Raw genomic sequence first — 18,485 nt, 5'->3', positions numbered from 1 at the left:
CGAATACTAAAGAGAATAAAACAAGAGAGGTGAGGGTTATTATGGCTCTTGCATCAATGCAAGGTATCGTAAAACGTTATGGAAGTGAATTGGCTCTTGATTACATTGATTTTGATGTATATAAAGGAGAAATTGTTGGTTTACTAGGACCAAATGGAGCAGGTAAAACCACATTAATCCACACATTACTTGGTATCATCCCCTTTGATAAAGGAAAGATTACATTATTTGGAGAAGAAGAGAACGTATTCCGGAATGAAATAAAACAACAAATTGGGTTAGTTACTCAAGAACTGACAGTATTTGAAGAACTAACAGCAAAAGAAAATTTAGAGTTTTTTGCTGGTGTGTATGGTTTAAAAGGAGAAGTACGGAAAGAGAGAGTTTTACAGGCTCTGGAGTTTGTAGGTCTATCATCGAACGCGAATAAGCTACCCAAGAAGTTTTCGGGTGGAATGAAGCGGCGGTTAAATATTGCTTGTGCACTCACTCATCAACCAAAATTGCTTATTATGGATGAGCCGACAGTTGGTATTGATCCTCAATCGCGCAATCATATTTTAGAAACCGTAAAAAAACTCCGGGATCAAGGAACGACCATTCTTTACACCACTCATTATATGGAAGAAGTTCAAGCGATTGCTTCTAGAGTAGTTATTGTTGATCAAGGGCAAATTATTAAGGAAGGTACAGTAAAAGAATTGATTGCAACGATACAGCATGAGGAGAAAATGACGATTGAAGTAGACGCGCCAATAGTTGGGTTGGAAGAACGGTTGAAACAACTTAAGGGAGTTAAACATGTTCAAATAGAGGGGAATTCAATTAATCTCATTTCATTAATGGGTTCTGGTACGTTGGACAGAGCGCTTTCTATTGTGAAAGAAACCAGTGGAGTGATAGGCATCAATGCAGAGAAACCAAATTTAGAGGATGTTTTTTTGACTTTGACTGGCAAGCAGTTGCGAGATAAGGAGGAAGAATAATGAACGCATTTTATACGTTGCGGTTTACGGCGCTTCGAATGATGCGAGACTATATCACGCTATTGCTTCTTCTTATCGTACCGCTCATCTTAGTAACTATTTTTTCAATGGTGTTAGCGGGAGCTGAACAAGAGGGCATGCTTCTATTGGATGAAACGTCCGTGAAAATGGTTCTTTTGTTTCAGCTATTTGGTGGAGCAATTGTTATGTCCTATATCCACCTAGACTTCTTTACACAAATGCGTTTCCGGATTCAAGCATTACCCATGAATTCAACGATGTATGGCTTCACCATCATGTTGGCAGGTACGATTTATTCCATCGTTCTTGGGCTGATTTTAATCGTATACACAAGTCTTGTTTTTGATGTGGAATGGGGAAGTGTTGGTTGGTCAATATTTATTGTTTCATTAATTGCGTTGCTCTCCATTAATGTAAGTTTGATTTTTACATTTGCAGTAAAAAACTTTAAAATTGCTGAACGGTTAAGTGAAGTTTACGGTGTTGGTGCTGTTGTGTTAGCTGGTATGTTTTTTCCAATGCCGGATCTAGCTTTAATCAATGGAATTAATGAGTATTTAAATCCCTTAACCATTGCTTATCAATCTGTGGATGCGTATCGACTTTCACAAATGACTCAAGCGTGGCAGTCTGTTTTCACACTTGTCTCCCTCATTGTGCTTACGTTTGTCATTATGCTGGTAGTAGGACGGAGGCGGATGCCATGACTGTGTATACGTTTGCGTTAAAACGCAGCTTTCGTGATAAGACCAATCTTTTGTTTCTCATGTTTTTTCCTATAGCCGCAATCTTTCTACCATCTCAAGCCTATTGGCCATCTATGCCACTTGGGTATCAGTATTTTGGCGTCCTCATCTTGTTTGTTGCTATTCGCTTAACGGGTCTATTGCTAGAAGATAGACAGAAAGGTGTTGTTAAGCGGGTAGCTGCAGCACCCATTAGCCATTTCCGTTATTTGTTGGAAAACTTGCTTGCTTTTGCGACAATTATGCTTGGTCAGTGTGTAGTTGTCATTGTTGGTGGGGTATTATATGGTCAAGAATTGTATCAACCATTCCTGCTCTTTATCCTTTATCTTGCTTTTAGTGTAACTGCTATTGCTTTAGCTTTGGCATGGAATTCGTTTTATAGAAGTAGGGAATCGTCCTTTCTTATTTTTATGTCTGTTATTATCCTCATTTCGTTACTCGGCGGTTTACTCGTTCCGTATGAAATGTTGCCCGAATGGATACAAAAACTATCTGTTGTTCTACCAACTTACTGGTTATACAAAGGCATAGAATGGATTGTTCACGGCGGTGATGCAATTGATTTTATTTTCATCAATAGTGTTTTATGTGTTTATTCGCTGCTGTTGCTTATTGTCGGTAGTATCCGTAGAATTGGCTAACTCATTGTTCTGCCTTCAGCGCTTGAGCTGAAGGCCTGTTTTACTTATAGTTAGAAATATAGGGGGTGTTGAAGGATGAGCAGTGGTCTTGTAACGAGTTGGCGTTTTATTAATGTCATTTTTTTATTCGGCATGTGGTTCTATCAAGACACTTTAGAGGGCAGTTTTTTGTTTATTGTGTTGCTCGCTCTTCTTGCGAGTCTGCGATTTCGCTTTCAAATGCCTCCATGGACCATTTTTATTGATATTGCACTCTGCCTAGTATTTACCCCTTTTTGGAGTGGTGCGGTATATGGATTCATATTACCTATTTTTGAAAGTGTAAAAACAAGAAAATGGGTTTTATTTGTTTTCTGTCTGTTTTTTTATTTGGTCTTAACGAATCATTCTCCACTTGGATATTGGTTAGTCTTTCAAGCGGCTTTTATTGGTTTTCTCGTTACGGAATGGGAAAAACAACGGGGGGTGTATACTGCTGAAGCGGATCGTGAAAGGCACGCACGCTATGATTTGGAGCAAATAAGGAATGAATTATTGGAAGCAAATAAAAAAACCGCTCATTTAGCTGAACTATCGGAACGAAATCGAATTGCGCGGGCATTGCACGATCATCTAGGTCATGACCTAACTGGGGCGAAATTGGCAATGGATGCACTTCAACATCTTGATGGATCTGAAGCTGAAGAGATGCTAAACCAGGTGAAGAAACGCATTGAGCGGAGCACACTGATGCTGCGGGACACGGTCCATGATATGACTCCTGTCATGCGTACAGGGGCTGATCGATTAACTGAAATTATTGAGGAATTTAACCATATACATGTGGAGATGAAACAAGCTGGTGATATGAATTCAATCCCTGTTCAATACTGGAGTATCTTAGAACCGTGTTTAAAGGAAGCGCTCACAAATACGGTTAGACATAGTGATGCCACAAACATTATCGTGCAACTTGATGCGACTGAAGCGCTTGTCAGACTGTCAATTATGGACAATGGGAATCGTACGAATAAAGTAAATGAAGGGAGTGGTCTCCGTCATCTGAAATTAAGAGCAAGGTCCGTTGGTGGAAGTTTATCAATGTCATACCAAACAGGGTTTCTTATTGTATGTGTATTGCCATTAACGAAAGGAAAAGAGGCAGAGCAATGAACGTATTGATTGTAGATGATGACCCATTAGTAAGACAAAGTTTAAAACTCTTACTTGATAAAGAGAATGATTTACATGTAATTGCTCTGGCTGCTAATGGAAAGGAAGCACTTAGACACTGTGAAAAAAAGGTACCTGATGCGATATTAATGGATATCCGAATGCCTGTAATGGACGGAATTGAGTGTACGAAGAGGATTAAAGAAGAGTGGCCTCATGTATATGTAATGATGTTAACAACGTTTAAAGACGAGAAAAACATTCGACGTGCGCTCCAAGTTGGAGCATCTGGTTACTTATTAAAATCATCTGATGCAGAAAACATGGCCACTCAACTTCGCGCATTACATTCGGGTGGATCAGTACTAGATAAAAGTGTATTAAACCAGTTATTACATTTCGATAAGCATGCGCACTTGCAGGAATTGACTGATCGAGAAAAACAAATTGTGAGCTGTGTTGGAGAGGGACTCTCAAATAAAGAAATAGCTGATAAGCTCTACCTAAGCACAGGAACTGTTAGAAACACATTATCCGTTATTTTAGAAAAACTAGAACTTCGAGATCGTACGCAATTAGCAATCTATTATTGGAAAAGAGAATAGAAAAAAACTCTTCTAGTGTGCGGAAGAGTTTTTTTCTATATTCGTTACTTTAACGTAACGGTACATTCAACTCCAAAATGATCGGAGACAACGGGTCTGTTTTCACCATCAAAAATAACGTGGTGAGAAGGTACATCTATGTTTCCTTGGGCAAAGATGTAGTCAATGCGGAGGTCTCCACGGTTGTTATTCCAGCCTGCAATTTTGCCACGAATGGTTGCTTCTCCACTTCGTTTTGTGGCAAGATTCCACGTATCTTTTAAGCCATGTTTTAGAAGATAATCATACCCTTCCCCAGCGAGCGACGCGTCATTATTAAAATCACCCATTAAGAATGAAGTGGAACGAGTATCTACTTCTTTTAATAGTGCTTGTAGTTGTTGTTCCGCTGGGTCTTCTTCGTCATGCCACCAACCAAGGTGGCATGTAAAAACATCAATCTCTTTTTCAGCAATCGCTAATGTCAGCTTTTGAATAACACGCGTTTTATAGTTTTCTGCCACTTTATTTTTAGAGATAAAGAATTGTTCTTTTGCTTTCACTGAATGACGTGTGAGAAAAGCCACACCTTCTTCATAGATGCCAAATGAATAATGTGAGAAGGCCCACTCCAGTGTATAATCAGTCATTCCTTTTTTCTCAAGAGCAGAAAGGAGGGCAAGACCATAGTTACCCTCGCGAATTGTGTTTGTTTTATCTATAAATGGCTTATCCTTTGGTTGATTCACCTCTTGCATTGCAATAATATCATATCGGTTTTGTGCGATGGCCTCTGCAAGAATATCTATTTTTTTAAGCTGATCTTCTTCTGCCCATCCATGCACATTCAGCGTTAAAAGGTTTAATTCCATTAGTGCTCTCCTAGTTCATCTTGTACTTCGGATTTAATAATATCAGCCTTTGGTCCATAAATAACTTGGACACCTTGGTCCTTTTTAATAAACCCGAGCGCTTGCGTTTGTTTCTTCCAGTCTTCTTCTGGAGCAACAGTGTCGACATTCTTAACTGTAACACGTAAACGAGTCATGCACGCATCTACATCTTCAATATTGCTTTTTCCACCAAGTAGTTCAATTACTTTATTTGCTCGATTGTCTACTTTTGAGAGACTGTTTTCTTCTGTTTTGTCTGCTTCAGTAGGAGCAGCATCTTCAATATAATTGCCTCGGCGACCAGGTGTTGGCATATTAAAACGTTTAATCATAAAATTAAACACAAAGTATGTTAAGAAGAAGAAGATCACACTTACAACTAAGAAGTTTACAATATCCATTGTTAAACCTGCTGAAACAGTCATTGGCGTTCTTGTAATGAACTCAATGATACCAAATGAATGAACTCGAATGTCTATGATATCAACAACAGCAAATGCAAGTCCAGTAATGACAGCATAAACACCGAATAGAAGTGGGGCAGCAAATAAGAATAAAAATTCAATAGGCTCTGTTACCCCAGTCAAGAAGACAGCAAGACCTGCAGATAAGAACATTGGCTTGTATTTCTTTTTCTTCTCTGAATCTACATTTTTGTACATCGCAACAGCTGCACCGATAAGAGCGGCTGAAGAAAGAATCATTTGTCCAACTTTAAAACGGGCAGGCGTAACTTCGTTCATTAGTGCATGATAAGCTTCCATATCCCCGGCTGAACGTAAGTTAGCAAGGTCAGTTGCCCATGCAAGCCAAAGGGGATCTTGACCAGCAACGAGGCTTCCAGCATTCGTACCAGTTAGCATCGTATACGTCCCACCAAGCTCCGTATAGTTAATTGGGACCGTTAACATATGGTGAAGTCCAAATGGGAGGAGTAGTCGTTCTAGTGAACCAAATACAAATGGAGCAATGATAGGTGCGGTTTCGCGTGATGTCGCAATCCATTCTCCAAAGGCATTTAACCAAGATTGAATCATTGGCCATATTAGTCCAAGTGCCAATGAAACAACGACTGAACCAAGAATAACAACAAAAGGAACAAACCGTTTTCCACTAAAGAAAGAGAGCGCTTGCGGTAAGCGGTTAAATGCATAGAAACGATTAAACATCGCTGCACCTAGGAATCCAGCAATAATTCCTACAAATACACCCATGTTAAGAGCAGGCGCACCTAAAATAGCTGTAAAATAATCACCTACAACCAATTCTTGACCAAAATAAGAAATCGTAGCGGTTGGATCATCAAGCATGTCTACATTTACTTGAAAGAGAGCTCCAGTGATACGATTAATTAGTAAAAATGCGAGCAATGCAGCGAATGCGCCACCAGCACGTTCTTTAGCCCAAGAACCACCAATCGCAACGGCGAATAAAATATCTAAGTTATTAATAATAGCCCAACCAATGTCTTCCATCACAATGGCGGTTGTCATAAGAAGTGCTAGGTCGCCACTCGCCATTGCTAATACTTTACCTAGCGAGATCATAATTCCAGCAGCAGGCATAACGGCAACTACGACAAGAAGTGCCTTACCTAGTTTTTGCCAGAAATCAAATTTAAACAATGAACGCAATGTAAATCCTCCCTTGTATTTATCTATTCATTTTTATTTTAAAGAAGAGCAGCGTCAACTATTTGTAAAACGCTTTCAGTTGATGCTGTTTAAAGCAAACGTTTGCACGAATATAATAGTACCTTTTCTTTTGTTTAATTTCAACCATTTTTTTGAAAACGGAATCATTTGAGTATGACGCTTTTCTTTTTCATTATAAAGATAATACTAGTTAGATCAATATAATGTTTCTTATGAATGATAAAGGGAAAGTAGCGAATTACTGTTTAAATTTTAACTATTATCATCGTTTGCTTTTTTTACACCATAAATTAGTAAATGATTTATGCAATCGTTTGCTTAAAAAATGGAATAAAAAGAATGACCAATTATAAGAATAGATCTAGAGCATGGTAGGCAAGATGATTCCAATGCCCGGTTCACATTCATATCTCAACAGTCTAGGTTAGTAACGAGAGGAAGCAGCGGTTCTTTTCCTTCGGTGAACCTTTGTCTCACGCATAACGCATGAATTGTGGCAGGTAGATGTAGGATGTTGTAGTGCTTTTGAGTCGTTTAAAATAATATGTCTTTGAATGAATGACCAATGGTATGATAAAAAGAAACTGAAGAAACGGTATAAAATAAGTACACGTTTTCAGATAATGTTGTTTGGTACGATAAAAAGGAATTCAGTTTAGTCTGAAAACCAAACGTTTGAGCTGATTTTGATTTGTGAGAAAAATGCTATTAACATTAGAAATACCAGTTAAAGTAGTAACGTTTTCCTTCTCAATGGTGTCAGCATAGTTTAAAGTTCTTAAAGCGTAATCGTAAAGATAAAAGTGCATGTCGGCTTTTCCTCTTTTCACTAAAGTTAGATCATCGTTACAGGATGAAGAATATGAATCTTTTATTTAAACAATCAAATAGCTGATAGAGGAGGGATGTGCTTGTCTCTAAAAGATTTGCCAAATGAAGTATTGATAAGATCTTATAAGAAAGCAGTAAAGATGAAGCTTGATAACGAATTTATTAAGTTATTAGTCGAAGAAATCGAACGGAGAAAACTGAAGATAGAGCATTAGTGATTGAGTAAATGAAATGGTTTTTATTAAAGTCATTGCCAGATTAGAAGTTAATAATCGTTTTCTATTACCTTTATCAGTAGCGAGTTTGGGCGCTTTAGTTAAGTTACCTTGGTGCTTTGGATTTAAAAAGTAAGCTTGAGACGCGTACATCTTGTAGGGTAAGTAAGTTTTTATGCATAATCATCAATTTATTCTTCGTCGAAAGTTTGTAGTTGACTATTCTCATAGACATACCTTTAAATTTTTTTATTCCTTCATACGAGTCATGCGTGTTAAAAATGACTGCATCAAAAGAGGTAAAGAAACTAATATCGGCGGATCGTCAAGGCGAGGTGGGTGTAGATGAAGGTATTGACGGGCAATAGGCTCCTCATTTTTTAAAATAATCGGTTTAGCTATGCGTGTCCGCAATGTCTTATGTGGGAGCAGGATTTGTTTCGACTCTATTCCCCAGGAAATAGAAGTAGCCATCAAATAATAGGTTCCTGGAAGGACATTTTTAAAGGAAAAGTCACCTAATGAGTCGAGTAGTGTCCCATATTCTGGTAGCCCCTCTGGTAATGGTTTATTGAATAAACCCACTAAAATAATGCCATGAAGAGGTCCATTTGCGGAAATGGTTCCTACAACACTGTTTTCTGATTGTACATGAAGTGTGGTCATTGGGAATTTCTTTAGTTGTTGCAATGCATGTACGATGTTATTTGTTGAATGAAGCGACTGTCTGAACTGTGCAGGTGGAAGTCCAACACTTTTTGTGAAGCGAGAAGTAAATGTACCTAAACTCTGTTGACCTATTTCGATTCCAATGTCGCGGACATCAAAATCAGTGGTTAATAATAATTCTTTTGCACGCTGGAGCCTCATGGTTGAAACATAATAGAGTGGGGTTAAACCAGTCCTGCGTTTAAATAACCTTGAAAAATGATAAGGACTGTAGGAAACTTCTTTTGCAAGTCGTTGTAATGTAAGTGGATCATGCAAATGTTCTTGAATATAGTTAAGTGCCTGATCAATTTCTTTTGATTGATATGACATTAGTATTCTCCTTTTATAGAAAATTCGGTTAAATAGTAACATAAAATAGTGAATAATACGAGAAGTTTAATGCATGACTCGATTAATCAGAATGATGTAGAAATAGGGGTTAAAGACTAAAGCAATCACAACAATGATTTAAAAAGAGCGGCTACATCAATTGTTGGGATTGCTTTTACAAAAAGAATGAAGCAAAAATGGCGATGAGAGGGATTGTAAAGAGTGACAGTAACGTCGAGACAGCAGTTGTCACAACCGCTTTTTCTTCATCGTTTGTATAGCGTGAAAATAATACAGTAGCAAGCATAAATGTGGGCATTGCTGTTAAAATGATAAACAACTGCTGAAGGAAATTGTCCATTGGAATGGCTACGATAATAAGAACACTAATGGTCGGAATGAAAACGAGTCGCATAGTAAGTGGGTACCAAAGTTCTTGAAAAAAGATCTTTCCTCTCTTCTTGAAAAAGGGGGGAAGTAAAAAGCCGATATAGAGCATTGCTAGTGGAGCTGCAAGGCTTGAAAGCATACTAGATAAATCTTTTAAAAGGACAGGAGCGTGAAGACCGCTAATTGCAAATAAAAGACCAAGGAGGATTGCTGCTAAGGGTAAATTGAAAAGTGCTTTTAATTGTTTAAAGTGAAAACGTTGATCGCTTTGAAGTAAATAGATTCCGAGTGAAAATAATACAACATCTAACCCCGCATCAAATACAGCTGCTAGTAAACCGCCAATGGGTCCAAATATTGCTGCTGCTAAGGGAATGCCAATGAATCCAGTATTTCCAATTGCTGCAAGTAGTGCAAGTTTTTTTGCAAGAGACCACTCAAAACCAAGTATCCGACCTACAAGTAGACTTACAAGAACAGCGAAGATGTTAAAAAGAATCGAGACAACGAAGATAATGAGTACTTGTCGCAAAACGCCTTCCGTAATATCAGAATTAAAAACCCCGTTTAAGATAATGAAAGGTACAGCTATGTTAATGATTAAAGTCATAAACAATTGCTTTGCTTCCTTTGTAATTGGCACTTTACTTGCAATTGCTGCGCCAAAAACGATGATGATTGCCATTGTCGTAATTGTTAATACAACTGTTGTAATATCCATTTAAAATCCTTCCCGAGAATAATACTCTCATACTTTCATTATAAGGTTACTTTTTTCTCCTGTACTTGTTTCTCTCTTATAGTAACTATGTGAACGTTCATTTATCAAGACTAATGGAGAGGTCAGTTAGATTCATTCTAATGCACTTTAAAAATCGAATGTGTAGAAGTGGTTAATGGAATATCGCTTTATGCGCAAATAAAAAACGATGTGCCTAAAAAGACACAACGTTTTTATAGATTACTTGTTTTTTATACTGCTTCTACGAACAAAGAGAGCAAGGACAATCGCAGCTAGTGCTAAGTAGAAACCTGTCGAAAAGCTCTGCTGAGAGCCGTAAGTTAGAGCGTCAGCCATTTGCGCTGGAGTTGGGTCAGCAATGCTATTTTCACTTAAGTAAGCCTGTTGTCCGTTTTCCATTACGGCAATAAACAAAGCGGCCCCGATCGCACCAGATACTTGCATTAAGGTGTTCATAATTGCTGTACCATGTGGATAAAGTTTCTCTGGGATTTGATTAAGTCCGTTTGTTTGGGCTGGCATCATAATCATGGCAACTGAAATCATTAGAATCGCTTGTTGCACGACGACAAGCCAAATTGGAATGCCAGGAACAGTGAAGCGATACGTAAAGACAATCACTGCAAGAATAATCGTACCAGGAATTAATAATGGACGAGGTCCAAACTTATCGAATAGACGCCCCATAATCGGCGACATAGCACCGTTCAGTAAGCCTCCTGGTAGCATAATAAGTCCTGTTGTAATAGCACTAAATAAAAGAGCCCCTTGCATGTAAATGGGCATAACAAGCATCATTGCGAACATCGTCATCATAACAAGCATAACAAGGATTAACCCAAGTAAGAACATGGGGTACCGGAACACGCGAATATCAAGTAAAGGTGATTCTAGTTTTAACTGTCTCCAGCTGAATAAGAGTAAAGAAACAAACCCAATGAGTAAGAAAGAAAAAACAAGAGGATCTGTGAAACTAGCGTCTCCTTTTCCTGCCGCACTAAAACCGTAAACAACCCCACCAAAACCGAAAGTAGATAAAACAAATGAGAGTATATCGAGCTTTGGTTTTGAGACTTCGGATATATTGGTTAACACTTTCATTCCGAAGAAAAGTGAGCCTAAGGATATCGGTAGAATGAAGTAAAACAACCAACGCCATGTAAAATTCTCCACAATTAGACCGGATACGGTAGGACCAATCGCTGGAGCGAACATAATAACAAGGCCAACCATACCCATTGCTGCACCACGACGTTCAACGGGGATAACAGATAGAATAACATTTATTAAAAGTGGAATCATGATAGCTGTTCCAACAGCTTGGGTTAGTCGACCAAGTAATAGGACGCTAAAAACCGGGCTGAAACCTGAAATAAGTGTTCCTAACGTAAAAAGAGACATCGCGGTAATAAAAAGTTGGCGAGTCGTAAAACGTTGCATAAAGTAAGCAGATATTGGTATAAGCGTACCAATAACAAGCATATATCCAGTTACAAGCCATTGTGCCGTGCTTGAAGCAACGCCAAAATCGCTCATAATTGCATTTAGTGCAACGTTAAGAATGGTTTCACTTAAAATCGCCACAAATGCACCTGATAATAAGACGGCAAGCACGGGAATCGGATTTATATCGGGTCTACTCGTTTCCTCTGCTGCGCCGCCACCACTTCCAATAACAGCCATAAAAAATTCCTCCTAACCTTACATACAAATACGGAACGTGATCGTTCAGCTAAACTATCTTACCACCAAGAAATATGAAACGCAACAGTTTCGTAATTGTAAAAAAAGGATGTGAATGATAAAATAAAACAGGAAGTAAGGCGTGTGAAATGAGAGGTGTATAAGCCCATGTCTACGCAAAAGGAAGAACAAGAGGAAAGCAAGCGGGGGCGCCCACTAGACCTTTCACGTAATGAAGTGATTTTGTCGACCGTGTTAGAAGTACTTGCAGAATGTGGATATGATGCATTAACGATTGATGCTGTTGCAGCGCGAGCAAAGGTTGGGAAGGCGACTATTTATAGAAGGTGGTCATCTAAAACGGAACTAGTCATAGATGCGGCCTCGTTTGTTAGTCCATTTGAAACATTAGAAGAATACCTGAATACGGACCAAGGATTGCGTGGTCAATTAATTGATATGCTCTCTCTTGTTTTTCAAAATGAAAATAAATGTTATCAAAAAGCGATGACTGCGATCGGTTCAGCGATGCCTCATAATCAGGAACTAGAAAAAGGGCTTCACAATGATTTCTACCGACGTCATCGCACGACGATTGAATCCATTGTCAAACCCTTTTTAAAGAAAGATCATTCACTTCAATCTACTGAACTAGATTTACTCGCCGATATTGGACCAGCATTAATTACGTATCGTATCTTCTTAATCGGGAAGCCTTTTGATCGTGCGTATGTGGAACGTATTGTTGATACGTTAATGTTACCAATGGTCGATGGTGCACTGGAGCAAAAAACAACCAACGAATAAAGTTGGTTGTTTTTTTGTTACAGGTGGCCAGCACGAGTGCTGTTAATAGCTGATATTTATATGCACAAACTGTCCGGTACCACTGAAATTTAAGGTTCCTATTGTTTTTGTTGTTGAGGTTTAAAGAATGACGGTGGGGAAGGAAATAAGTGAGAATAGTAATACAAAAAAAGCCAGAACACTCAATGGAGTGTTCTGTTTTGCATACCAGCCGCTAGTTTTTCATCTTTTTTTCTGTTCGGACGCTAGCTTGGCAACTTGCGTTCTTGCGCTGTGCACAAATAACGAGACGTTTGCGCAAAATTTGTAGAAGAATTTATTTATTATTGTTATTTCATAGGAACCATGATAAGGTTCTTTTGATGAAATGAATCATATATAGGATTTGGAATCACATATGTGATGGAGGTTGTTTATGTCAGTAAAATCAGCAGAACGTGTTTTGCGAATTTTTGAATTGTTGAGCGCGAATATTAGTGGCCTGACGATTAAGGAGATTAGTGAAACACTCAATATGCCTCAAAGTAGTACATCAGGTTTAGTTAAAACGTTGTTGAACGAGAATTATGTTTCACTCAATCAATTTAATCGATTGACATTAGGACCAAAATTAATACCGGTCGGCAATGCTGCAATGGAGTCGCTTGATATTTCATCCTTAGGTACCCCATTTTTGAAGGATTTAATGAAAGCGGTTGAAGAAACCGTTTTTATGACAGTGTTAGTTGAACAAGAGCTTGTGTATGTCGCAAAAATTGATAGCAATCGTTCCATCCGGACGTCAGCTTATTTAGGTGGAAAAAAACCGCTATATTGCACGGGCCTAGGAAAAGCATTTCTTGCATTTATGCCCGAAACTGAAAGAAAAAGGTATATGAAAGCGATTAAACTAAGAGCGATTACAAAACAGACCATTACGAGCAAAGTAGAACTAGAAAAAAAGCTTCAAGGATATTCACAAATGGGCTATTCAATTGATGACGAGGAAAATGAGGATGGCTTATATTGTTTAGCAGCACCTGTTTTTGATGTTGGAGGTACCATGCAGGCCGCAATTAGTGTAGCTGGTCCGAAAGAGAGAATGTTAAAACAGGAAAAACGCATAGTTGAGCACTTGAAGGAAACGTCTACTATCATTTCTTCAAAGCTTGGATATGTACGTAAGGAAGGTGTCTAAAATGGACGTTATAAGTATCGGAGAGACAATGGTTTTATTTTCTCCGAAAACAAATGGGCAGTTAAGGTATGCGACAGATTTTTCGGCGCGCATTGCTGGAGCTGAAACGAATACGTTAATAGGCTTAACGAAGCTTGGGCATAAAACGAGTTGGATTAGTAGGGTTGGCAAGGATGAGTTAGGAGCAAAAATTGTAAACGCTGTCCGGGGCGAAGGGGTAGACACAACAAATGTGAAGTGGGCAACGGATGCACCAACAGGTCTTTTCTTAAAAGAAGAAACAACAGTAGAAAAAACATCTGTTTTTTATTATCGAAAGGGTTCTGCAGCAAGCAAAATGACGCCTACAGATATTGAAAATGCAGATTTATCCCATGTTCGTTACTTCTACTTAACTGGTATTACTCCGGCCTTAAGCAAGTCATGTGAGGAGACAGTGTTCGCTCTTATTCAAAAAGCAAAAGATGCGGGGATACCGATTGTTTTTGACCCTAATATTCGAAAAAAATTGCTAGATGATAATGGCGGTATCGATTTAATAAAAAATTTGATTGGCTTATCGGATATCGTATTGCCAGGCAAAGGGGAAGGGACTTTTCTATTTGGAACGATGAATGAGGTGGAGATCGTGGGTCACTGCAAGATGCTTGGTGCAGCTACAGTCGTCCTTAAGCTTGGAGAAGCAGGAGCTTATTACGAGACAGAACATGAAAGTGGATATGTAGCTCCTTTTCATGTGCCTCACGTTGTTGATCCAATCGGAGCTGGTGATGGGTTTGCAGCAGGATTGCTTTCTGGATTGCTGGATGAATTAACAATAGAAGAGTCCATCAGACGGGCATGTGCAATAGGAGCACTAGTGACACAAGTAAACGGGGATATTGAGGGATTGCCCACAAGAGAACAACTGCAAACCTACATGGAAGCAAATGAACATGATGATGTTCTCAGATAAAGGAGCGAAGATAATGAATACACTTGAAGCGATTTATACATATAAACTTATAGCCATTATCAGAGGAGCGAAGAAAGAAGACCTACTTCTTATTGGCAATTCTTTGAAAGAAGGAGGCATTCAGTTAGTTGAGGTTACATTAAATTCGCCTGGCGCGATTGAAGGAATCAAACAAATGGCAGAAGTGTTTAAAGGTGAAATAAAGATTGGTGCAGGGACTGTTTTGGATCCAGAGTCAGCAAGGTCCGCTATTGAGGCAGGGGCAGATTTTATCTTATCGCCAACTGTCAATACAGAAACAATTAAATTGACGAAACGTTATGGCAAAGTAAGCATTCCAGGGGCGTATACGCCAACAGAAATTTTAACGGCTTATGAACACGGTGCAGATTTAATAAAAGTTTTTCCAGCAAGCATTGGATCGGGTTACATAAAAGATATTCGGGGTCCACTTCCTCATATTCCTTTAGTTCCAACAGGTGGTGTGACCGAAACAAACATTGTTGATTTTCAAAAGGCAGGCGCCACAGCATTTGGAATCGGAAGTTCGCTTGTAAACACAAAGACTGAAGTAACTGATGAGTACTTACTTGAAATAACAAATAAAGCAAAAACATTTGTCCAATTAGTTCAAAAATAAAACCTGTTATTTAACAAATGATTTAAAAATGCTTATAAAGGATGATTATCAATGAAAATTACTAATTATGAATTGTTTCAAGTACAACCAAGGTGGCTATTTTTAAAAATTGAAACGGATGAAGGGATTACCGGGTGGGGAGAACCGGTGATCGAGGGCCGTGCTGCAACTGTTAAGGCCGCAGTGGATGAATTGATGGAATATTTGATCGGAAAAGATCCTCTTCAAATTGAAGATCACTGGAATGTGATGTATCGTGGCGGCTTTTACCGCGGAGGGCCAATACTAATGAGTGCGATTTCTGGAATTGACCAAGCTCTTTGGGATATTAAAGGTAAGTATTTAAATGTGCCGATTCACCAATTATTAGGAGGAAAAGCCCGCGAATCGATTCGCGTCTATTCATGGATTGGCGGTGACCGCCCATCTGATGTAGGAGCAGCAGCTAAATCAGTTGTTGATCAAGGTTTCACCGCGGTCAAAATGAATGCATCGGATGAATTGCAATACATTGATTCCTATGAAAAGATAGATCGGGTGTTAGAGAATGTGGCAGCCATTCGTGATGCAATTGGTCCTTATGTAGGTATTGGTATCGACTTTCATGGGCGCGTTCACAAGCCCATGGCCAAAATGTTAGCGAAAGAATTAGAACAATTTAGACCGATGTTTATCGAAGAACCGGTCTTGCCAGAGAATAATGAAGCATTACGAGAAATTGCGAACCACACAGTTATACCAATTGCAACTGGTGAACGTATGTATTCAAAGTGGGATTTTAAAAATTTGCTTACTGATGGGTATGCCGACATTATCCAACCTGATTTATCTCATGCGGGGGGAATTACAGAAAACAAAAAAATCCTGTCAATGGCGGAAGCTTTTGATGTAGCGGCAGCACCTCATTGTCCTCTGGGACCAATCGCTCTAGCAGCTTGTTTACAAGTTGATGCAACATGCCATAACGCCTTTATTCAAGAACAGAGTCTAGGTATTCATTACAATCAAGGATCCGACTTGCTTGATTACTTAGTAGATGGAAGCGTTTTTAAATACAAAGATGGATATGTTGATATTCCGAATAAACCTGGACTAGGTATTGAAATCAATGAAGCGCATGTACGGAAAATGGCTGAAACTGGGCATAATTGGCGCAATCCTATCTGGCGTCATAAAGACAACAGTGTCGCTGAGTGGTAAATAGACCCTTGTACTAGAAGGAGGAGAATGGATGTCGGCAACTGGTTTAATACTAATCACAATTATTGGGATTGGCGTTCTATTATATTTAATTATGCATTCGAAAATGCAAGCATTTCTTGCTCTTTTGATTGCTAGTATTTTTATCGGACTTTTTACAGGAATGGATCCAAGTTTTTTAATTGAGACCATTGAAGAAGGAATGGGAGGGACGCTAGGGTTTATTGCAATTGTAGTAGGACTTGGAGCCATGTTTGGAGAAATGCTTCGAACATCTGGAGGGGCTGAAAGGCTGGCTTTTACTCTCGTTGATAAGTTTGGAGAAAAACGATCGCAATGGGCTTTAGGTTTAACAGGTTTCATTGTTGCAATTCCAGTGTTTCTAGATGTTGCGCTTGTTATCTTGCTTCCTATCGTTTATAGCCTTGCAATGCGCACAGGAAAATCTTTGCTTTACTATGCGATCCCTCTACTGGCGGGACTAGCTGTGGCACATAGTTTTATTCCTCCCACTCCAGGTCCAATTGCAGTTGCATCTGTTATTGGGGTTGATTTAGGCTGGATGCTGTTGTTTGGCGTGATAGCCGGGATACCAGCGATGATTGTAGCAGGACCATTATTTGGACGCTTCATCGGTAACAAATTACACATTGGTGTACCTGCTCATATTGCGGAGAAAGCTAAAAAAGAATCTGGAGAAAGAAAACAGCTACCTTCATTTTCATTAATATGCTTTATTATCTTTTCCCCGCTGGTGCTTATTTTGTTAAATACGACCGGGGGGATCGTTCTTGAAGATGGAATGCTTCGAGATGTGGTAACGTTTATCGGCCATCCGTTTGTTGCTTTAATTATTGCAACACTGCTAGCGATGTATTTCCTAGGTAAGCGTCGTGGTGTGACGAAGGAAGAAATGCAAACGATGACAACGAAAGCACTTGAACCTGCTGGTATTGTTATTTTAATTACAGGAGCTGGCGGCGTGTTTAAAGAAGTGCTTATTCAAAGCGGTGTTGGTGATGCAATGGGTGAACTAATGGCGTCTTCAGGGTTTCCACTCGTATTGCTTGCGTTTTTAATCGCAACCTTTGTCCGAGTGGCTCAAGGTTCAGCAACAGTCGCAATGATTACGGCAGCGGGATTAATTTCCCCAATTTTGGAAATGGTTGATCTTTCACAGCCATCTTTAGCGTTAATTGCAATTTCAATTGCATGTGGTGCGACAGTATTATCCCATGTAAATGATTCAGGATTTTGGCTTGTTAACCGTTTCCTTGAGATGTCTGAGAAAGATACTCTTAAATCATGGACGGTAATGGAAACAATTATCGGTCTAGTTGGATTCTTTGTTGTATTTGGATTGAGCTTTTTCTTTTCATAGAAATCTAGTTTGAAAAACAGCCTGCATTAGCAGGCTGTTTTTTGGTTGGTGACGAATTTCCTCGTATTAGTGGTAATTATTATGGTTCCTTATTCATTGATTTGTAACATGCGGCAGGGGTTTAGCACCTATTCCTTAACTATTGGCGCTAGTCGGTGTAGAACGAAGCATGCCTGCGTAGATGCCAGGTTTAGAGTTTGGTATGGCAATGGCGCCAAGAGTATGCTCATAAAATTCTACCGGACCAGCCCCTCCTATAATCCCATATCCGTAACCAGCTTCTTTCATTGAATGGAAGCAACGTAACAAGAGTGCCTTGCCAGCACCAAGACCGCGCGCATCTTCTTTTACACCAGTTGGACCAAAAAAGTTTTTCATTGTGGCATCATAGCAAGCGAATCCAATTAATTTCTCGTCTTGAATCGCAATGTAGCAAGTAACTGGTGCGTTGCTGAAAGCGACATCGCACTCGTCAGACCAGCCTTGACCAAAGTGATCTTTCACCCAAGTAAGAATAATTGATTTTTCTGGGGCGAGTGCCCTTCTTATGCTGAAATCAGTTGATGGCTCATTTTCCTTTGGTAATCGATAGAGAGGCACAAGCATATCACTCATTGGATCGACTCCTTTCAAAGTTATGATCCATAATTGAATTCGACTTAAAGAGATGGATTCCTTTGTTTTATGTTCATTGATGAAGCGAGTGGGGAAAGAAAAAGAGACGCCAGGCTAAAGTGACTGG

General features: G+C 39.2%; 18 protein-coding genes. 12 read left to right on the top strand and 6 right to left on the bottom strand.

Annotation, left to right across the window (positions count from 1 at the left end; translation table 11 throughout):
* Positions 1–41 precede the first annotated feature (41 nt).
* From BK584_RS10550 to BK584_RS10530, 5 genes are all read left to right on the top strand, one after another.
* Positions 42–986 (top strand): ABC transporter ATP-binding protein, encoded by a 945-nt coding sequence (locus BK584_RS10550; protein WP_078392566.1) that lies wholly within the window; start codon positions 42–44, stop codon positions 984–986.
* Positions 986–1,714, top strand: coding sequence for an ABC transporter permease (locus BK584_RS10545; RefSeq protein WP_078392565.1), 729 nt, complete (start codon positions 986–988; stop codon positions 1,712–1,714). The genes BK584_RS10550 and BK584_RS10545 overlap by 1 nt, the downstream gene beginning before the upstream one ends.
* Positions 1,711–2,397: an ABC transporter permease gene (locus BK584_RS10540; RefSeq protein ID WP_078392564.1), complete on the top strand. Its 687-nt coding sequence runs from the start codon at positions 1,711–1,713 to the stop codon at positions 2,395–2,397. Before BK584_RS10545 ends, BK584_RS10540 begins: the two co-directional genes overlap by 4 nt.
* A 75-nt stretch (positions 2,398–2,472) precedes the next feature.
* Positions 2,473–3,549: a sensor histidine kinase gene (locus BK584_RS10535; protein WP_078392563.1), complete on the top strand. Its 1,077-nt coding sequence runs from the start codon at positions 2,473–2,475 to the stop codon at positions 3,547–3,549.
* Entirely contained in the window at positions 3,546–4,154 is a 609-nt protein-coding gene (locus tag BK584_RS10530) for a response regulator transcription factor (protein ID WP_078392562.1), read from the top strand. Before BK584_RS10535 ends, BK584_RS10530 begins: the two co-directional genes overlap by 4 nt.
* A gap of 44 nt (positions 4,155–4,198) precedes the next feature.
* Here BK584_RS10530 and BK584_RS10525 read toward each other — a convergent pair whose 3' ends face one another.
* Together BK584_RS10525 and BK584_RS10520 are read right to left on the bottom strand one after the other, a co-directional pair.
* Positions 4,199–5,005: an endonuclease/exonuclease/phosphatase family protein gene (locus BK584_RS10525; protein ID WP_078392561.1), complete on the bottom strand. Its 807-nt coding sequence runs from the start codon at positions 5,003–5,005 to the stop codon at positions 4,199–4,201.
* Positions 5,005–6,591, bottom strand: a complete 1,587-nt coding sequence (locus BK584_RS10520; protein WP_437182770.1) for a PTS transporter subunit IIBC — start codon at positions 6,589–6,591, stop codon at positions 5,005–5,007. Before BK584_RS10520 ends, BK584_RS10525 begins: the two co-directional genes overlap by 1 nt.
* A 1,001-nt stretch (positions 6,592–7,592) precedes the next feature.
* Between BK584_RS10520 and sda the strand changes: the two genes are divergently transcribed.
* Positions 7,593–7,727, top strand: a complete 135-nt coding sequence (sda, locus tag BK584_RS10515; RefSeq protein WP_139365646.1) for a sporulation histidine kinase inhibitor Sda — start codon at positions 7,593–7,595, stop codon at positions 7,725–7,727.
* Between the two features lie 249 nt (positions 7,728–7,976).
* Here the strand turns inward: sda and BK584_RS10510 are convergent, their stop codons facing one another.
* The 3 genes from BK584_RS10510 to BK584_RS10500 form a co-directional block, all read right to left on the bottom strand.
* The gene (locus BK584_RS10510; protein WP_078392558.1) at positions 7,977–8,768 is read right to left on the bottom strand and encodes a helix-turn-helix domain-containing protein; all 792 of its coding nucleotides are present in this window, start codon (positions 8,766–8,768) and stop codon (positions 7,977–7,979) included.
* A gap of 175 nt (positions 8,769–8,943) precedes the next feature.
* Positions 8,944–9,879: an AEC family transporter gene (locus BK584_RS10505; RefSeq protein WP_078392557.1), complete on the bottom strand. Its 936-nt coding sequence runs from the start codon at positions 9,877–9,879 to the stop codon at positions 8,944–8,946.
* A gap of 240 nt (positions 9,880–10,119) precedes the next feature.
* Positions 10,120–11,583, bottom strand: coding sequence for an MDR family MFS transporter (locus BK584_RS10500; protein ID WP_078392556.1), 1,464 nt, complete (start codon positions 11,581–11,583; stop codon positions 10,120–10,122).
* Positions 11,584–11,751: 168 nt separating this feature from the next.
* Between BK584_RS10500 and BK584_RS10495 the strand changes: the two genes are divergently transcribed.
* The 6 genes from BK584_RS10495 to BK584_RS10470 all read left to right on the top strand — a co-directional run bounded on the left by BK584_RS10495 (position 11,752) and on the right by BK584_RS10470 (position 17,743).
* A complete protein-coding gene (locus tag BK584_RS10495) occupies positions 11,752–12,390 on the top strand; it encodes a TetR/AcrR family transcriptional regulator (protein ID WP_078392555.1) in 639 nt (212 codons plus the stop codon).
* Positions 12,391–12,805: 415 nt separating this feature from the next.
* On the top strand, positions 12,806–13,567 hold the full coding sequence (locus BK584_RS10490) for an IclR family transcriptional regulator (protein WP_078392554.1): 762 nt from the start codon (positions 12,806–12,808) through the stop codon (positions 13,565–13,567).
* Between the two features lies 1 nt (position 13,568).
* Positions 13,569–14,522, top strand: a complete 954-nt coding sequence (locus BK584_RS10485; protein ID WP_078392553.1) for a sugar kinase — start codon at positions 13,569–13,571, stop codon at positions 14,520–14,522.
* Positions 14,523–14,535: 13 nt separating this feature from the next.
* Positions 14,536–15,162: a bifunctional 4-hydroxy-2-oxoglutarate aldolase/2-dehydro-3-deoxy-phosphogluconate aldolase gene (locus BK584_RS10480; protein ID WP_078395541.1), complete on the top strand. Its 627-nt coding sequence runs from the start codon at positions 14,536–14,538 to the stop codon at positions 15,160–15,162.
* 51 nt (positions 15,163–15,213) lie between these two features.
* Entirely contained in the window at positions 15,214–16,362 is a 1,149-nt protein-coding gene (dgoD, locus tag BK584_RS10475; RefSeq protein ID WP_078392552.1) for a galactonate dehydratase, read from the top strand.
* 31 nt (positions 16,363–16,393) lie between these two features.
* Entirely contained in the window at positions 16,394–17,743 is a 1,350-nt protein-coding gene (locus BK584_RS10470) for a GntP family permease (RefSeq protein ID WP_078392551.1), read from the top strand.
* A gap of 135 nt (positions 17,744–17,878) precedes the next feature.
* Here the strand turns inward: BK584_RS10470 and BK584_RS10465 are convergent, their stop codons facing one another.
* The gene (locus BK584_RS10465) at positions 17,879–18,358 is read right to left on the bottom strand and encodes a GNAT family N-acetyltransferase (RefSeq protein WP_078392550.1); all 480 of its coding nucleotides are present in this window, start codon (positions 18,356–18,358) and stop codon (positions 17,879–17,881) included.
* Positions 18,359–18,485 lie beyond the last annotated feature (127 nt).

The organism is Shouchella patagoniensis (genome assembly GCF_002019705.1).
Lineage (GTDB): Bacteria > Bacillota > Bacilli > Bacillales > Bacillaceae_D > Shouchella > Shouchella patagoniensis.
This window is presented reverse-complemented; position numbering and strand designations above follow the sequence as displayed.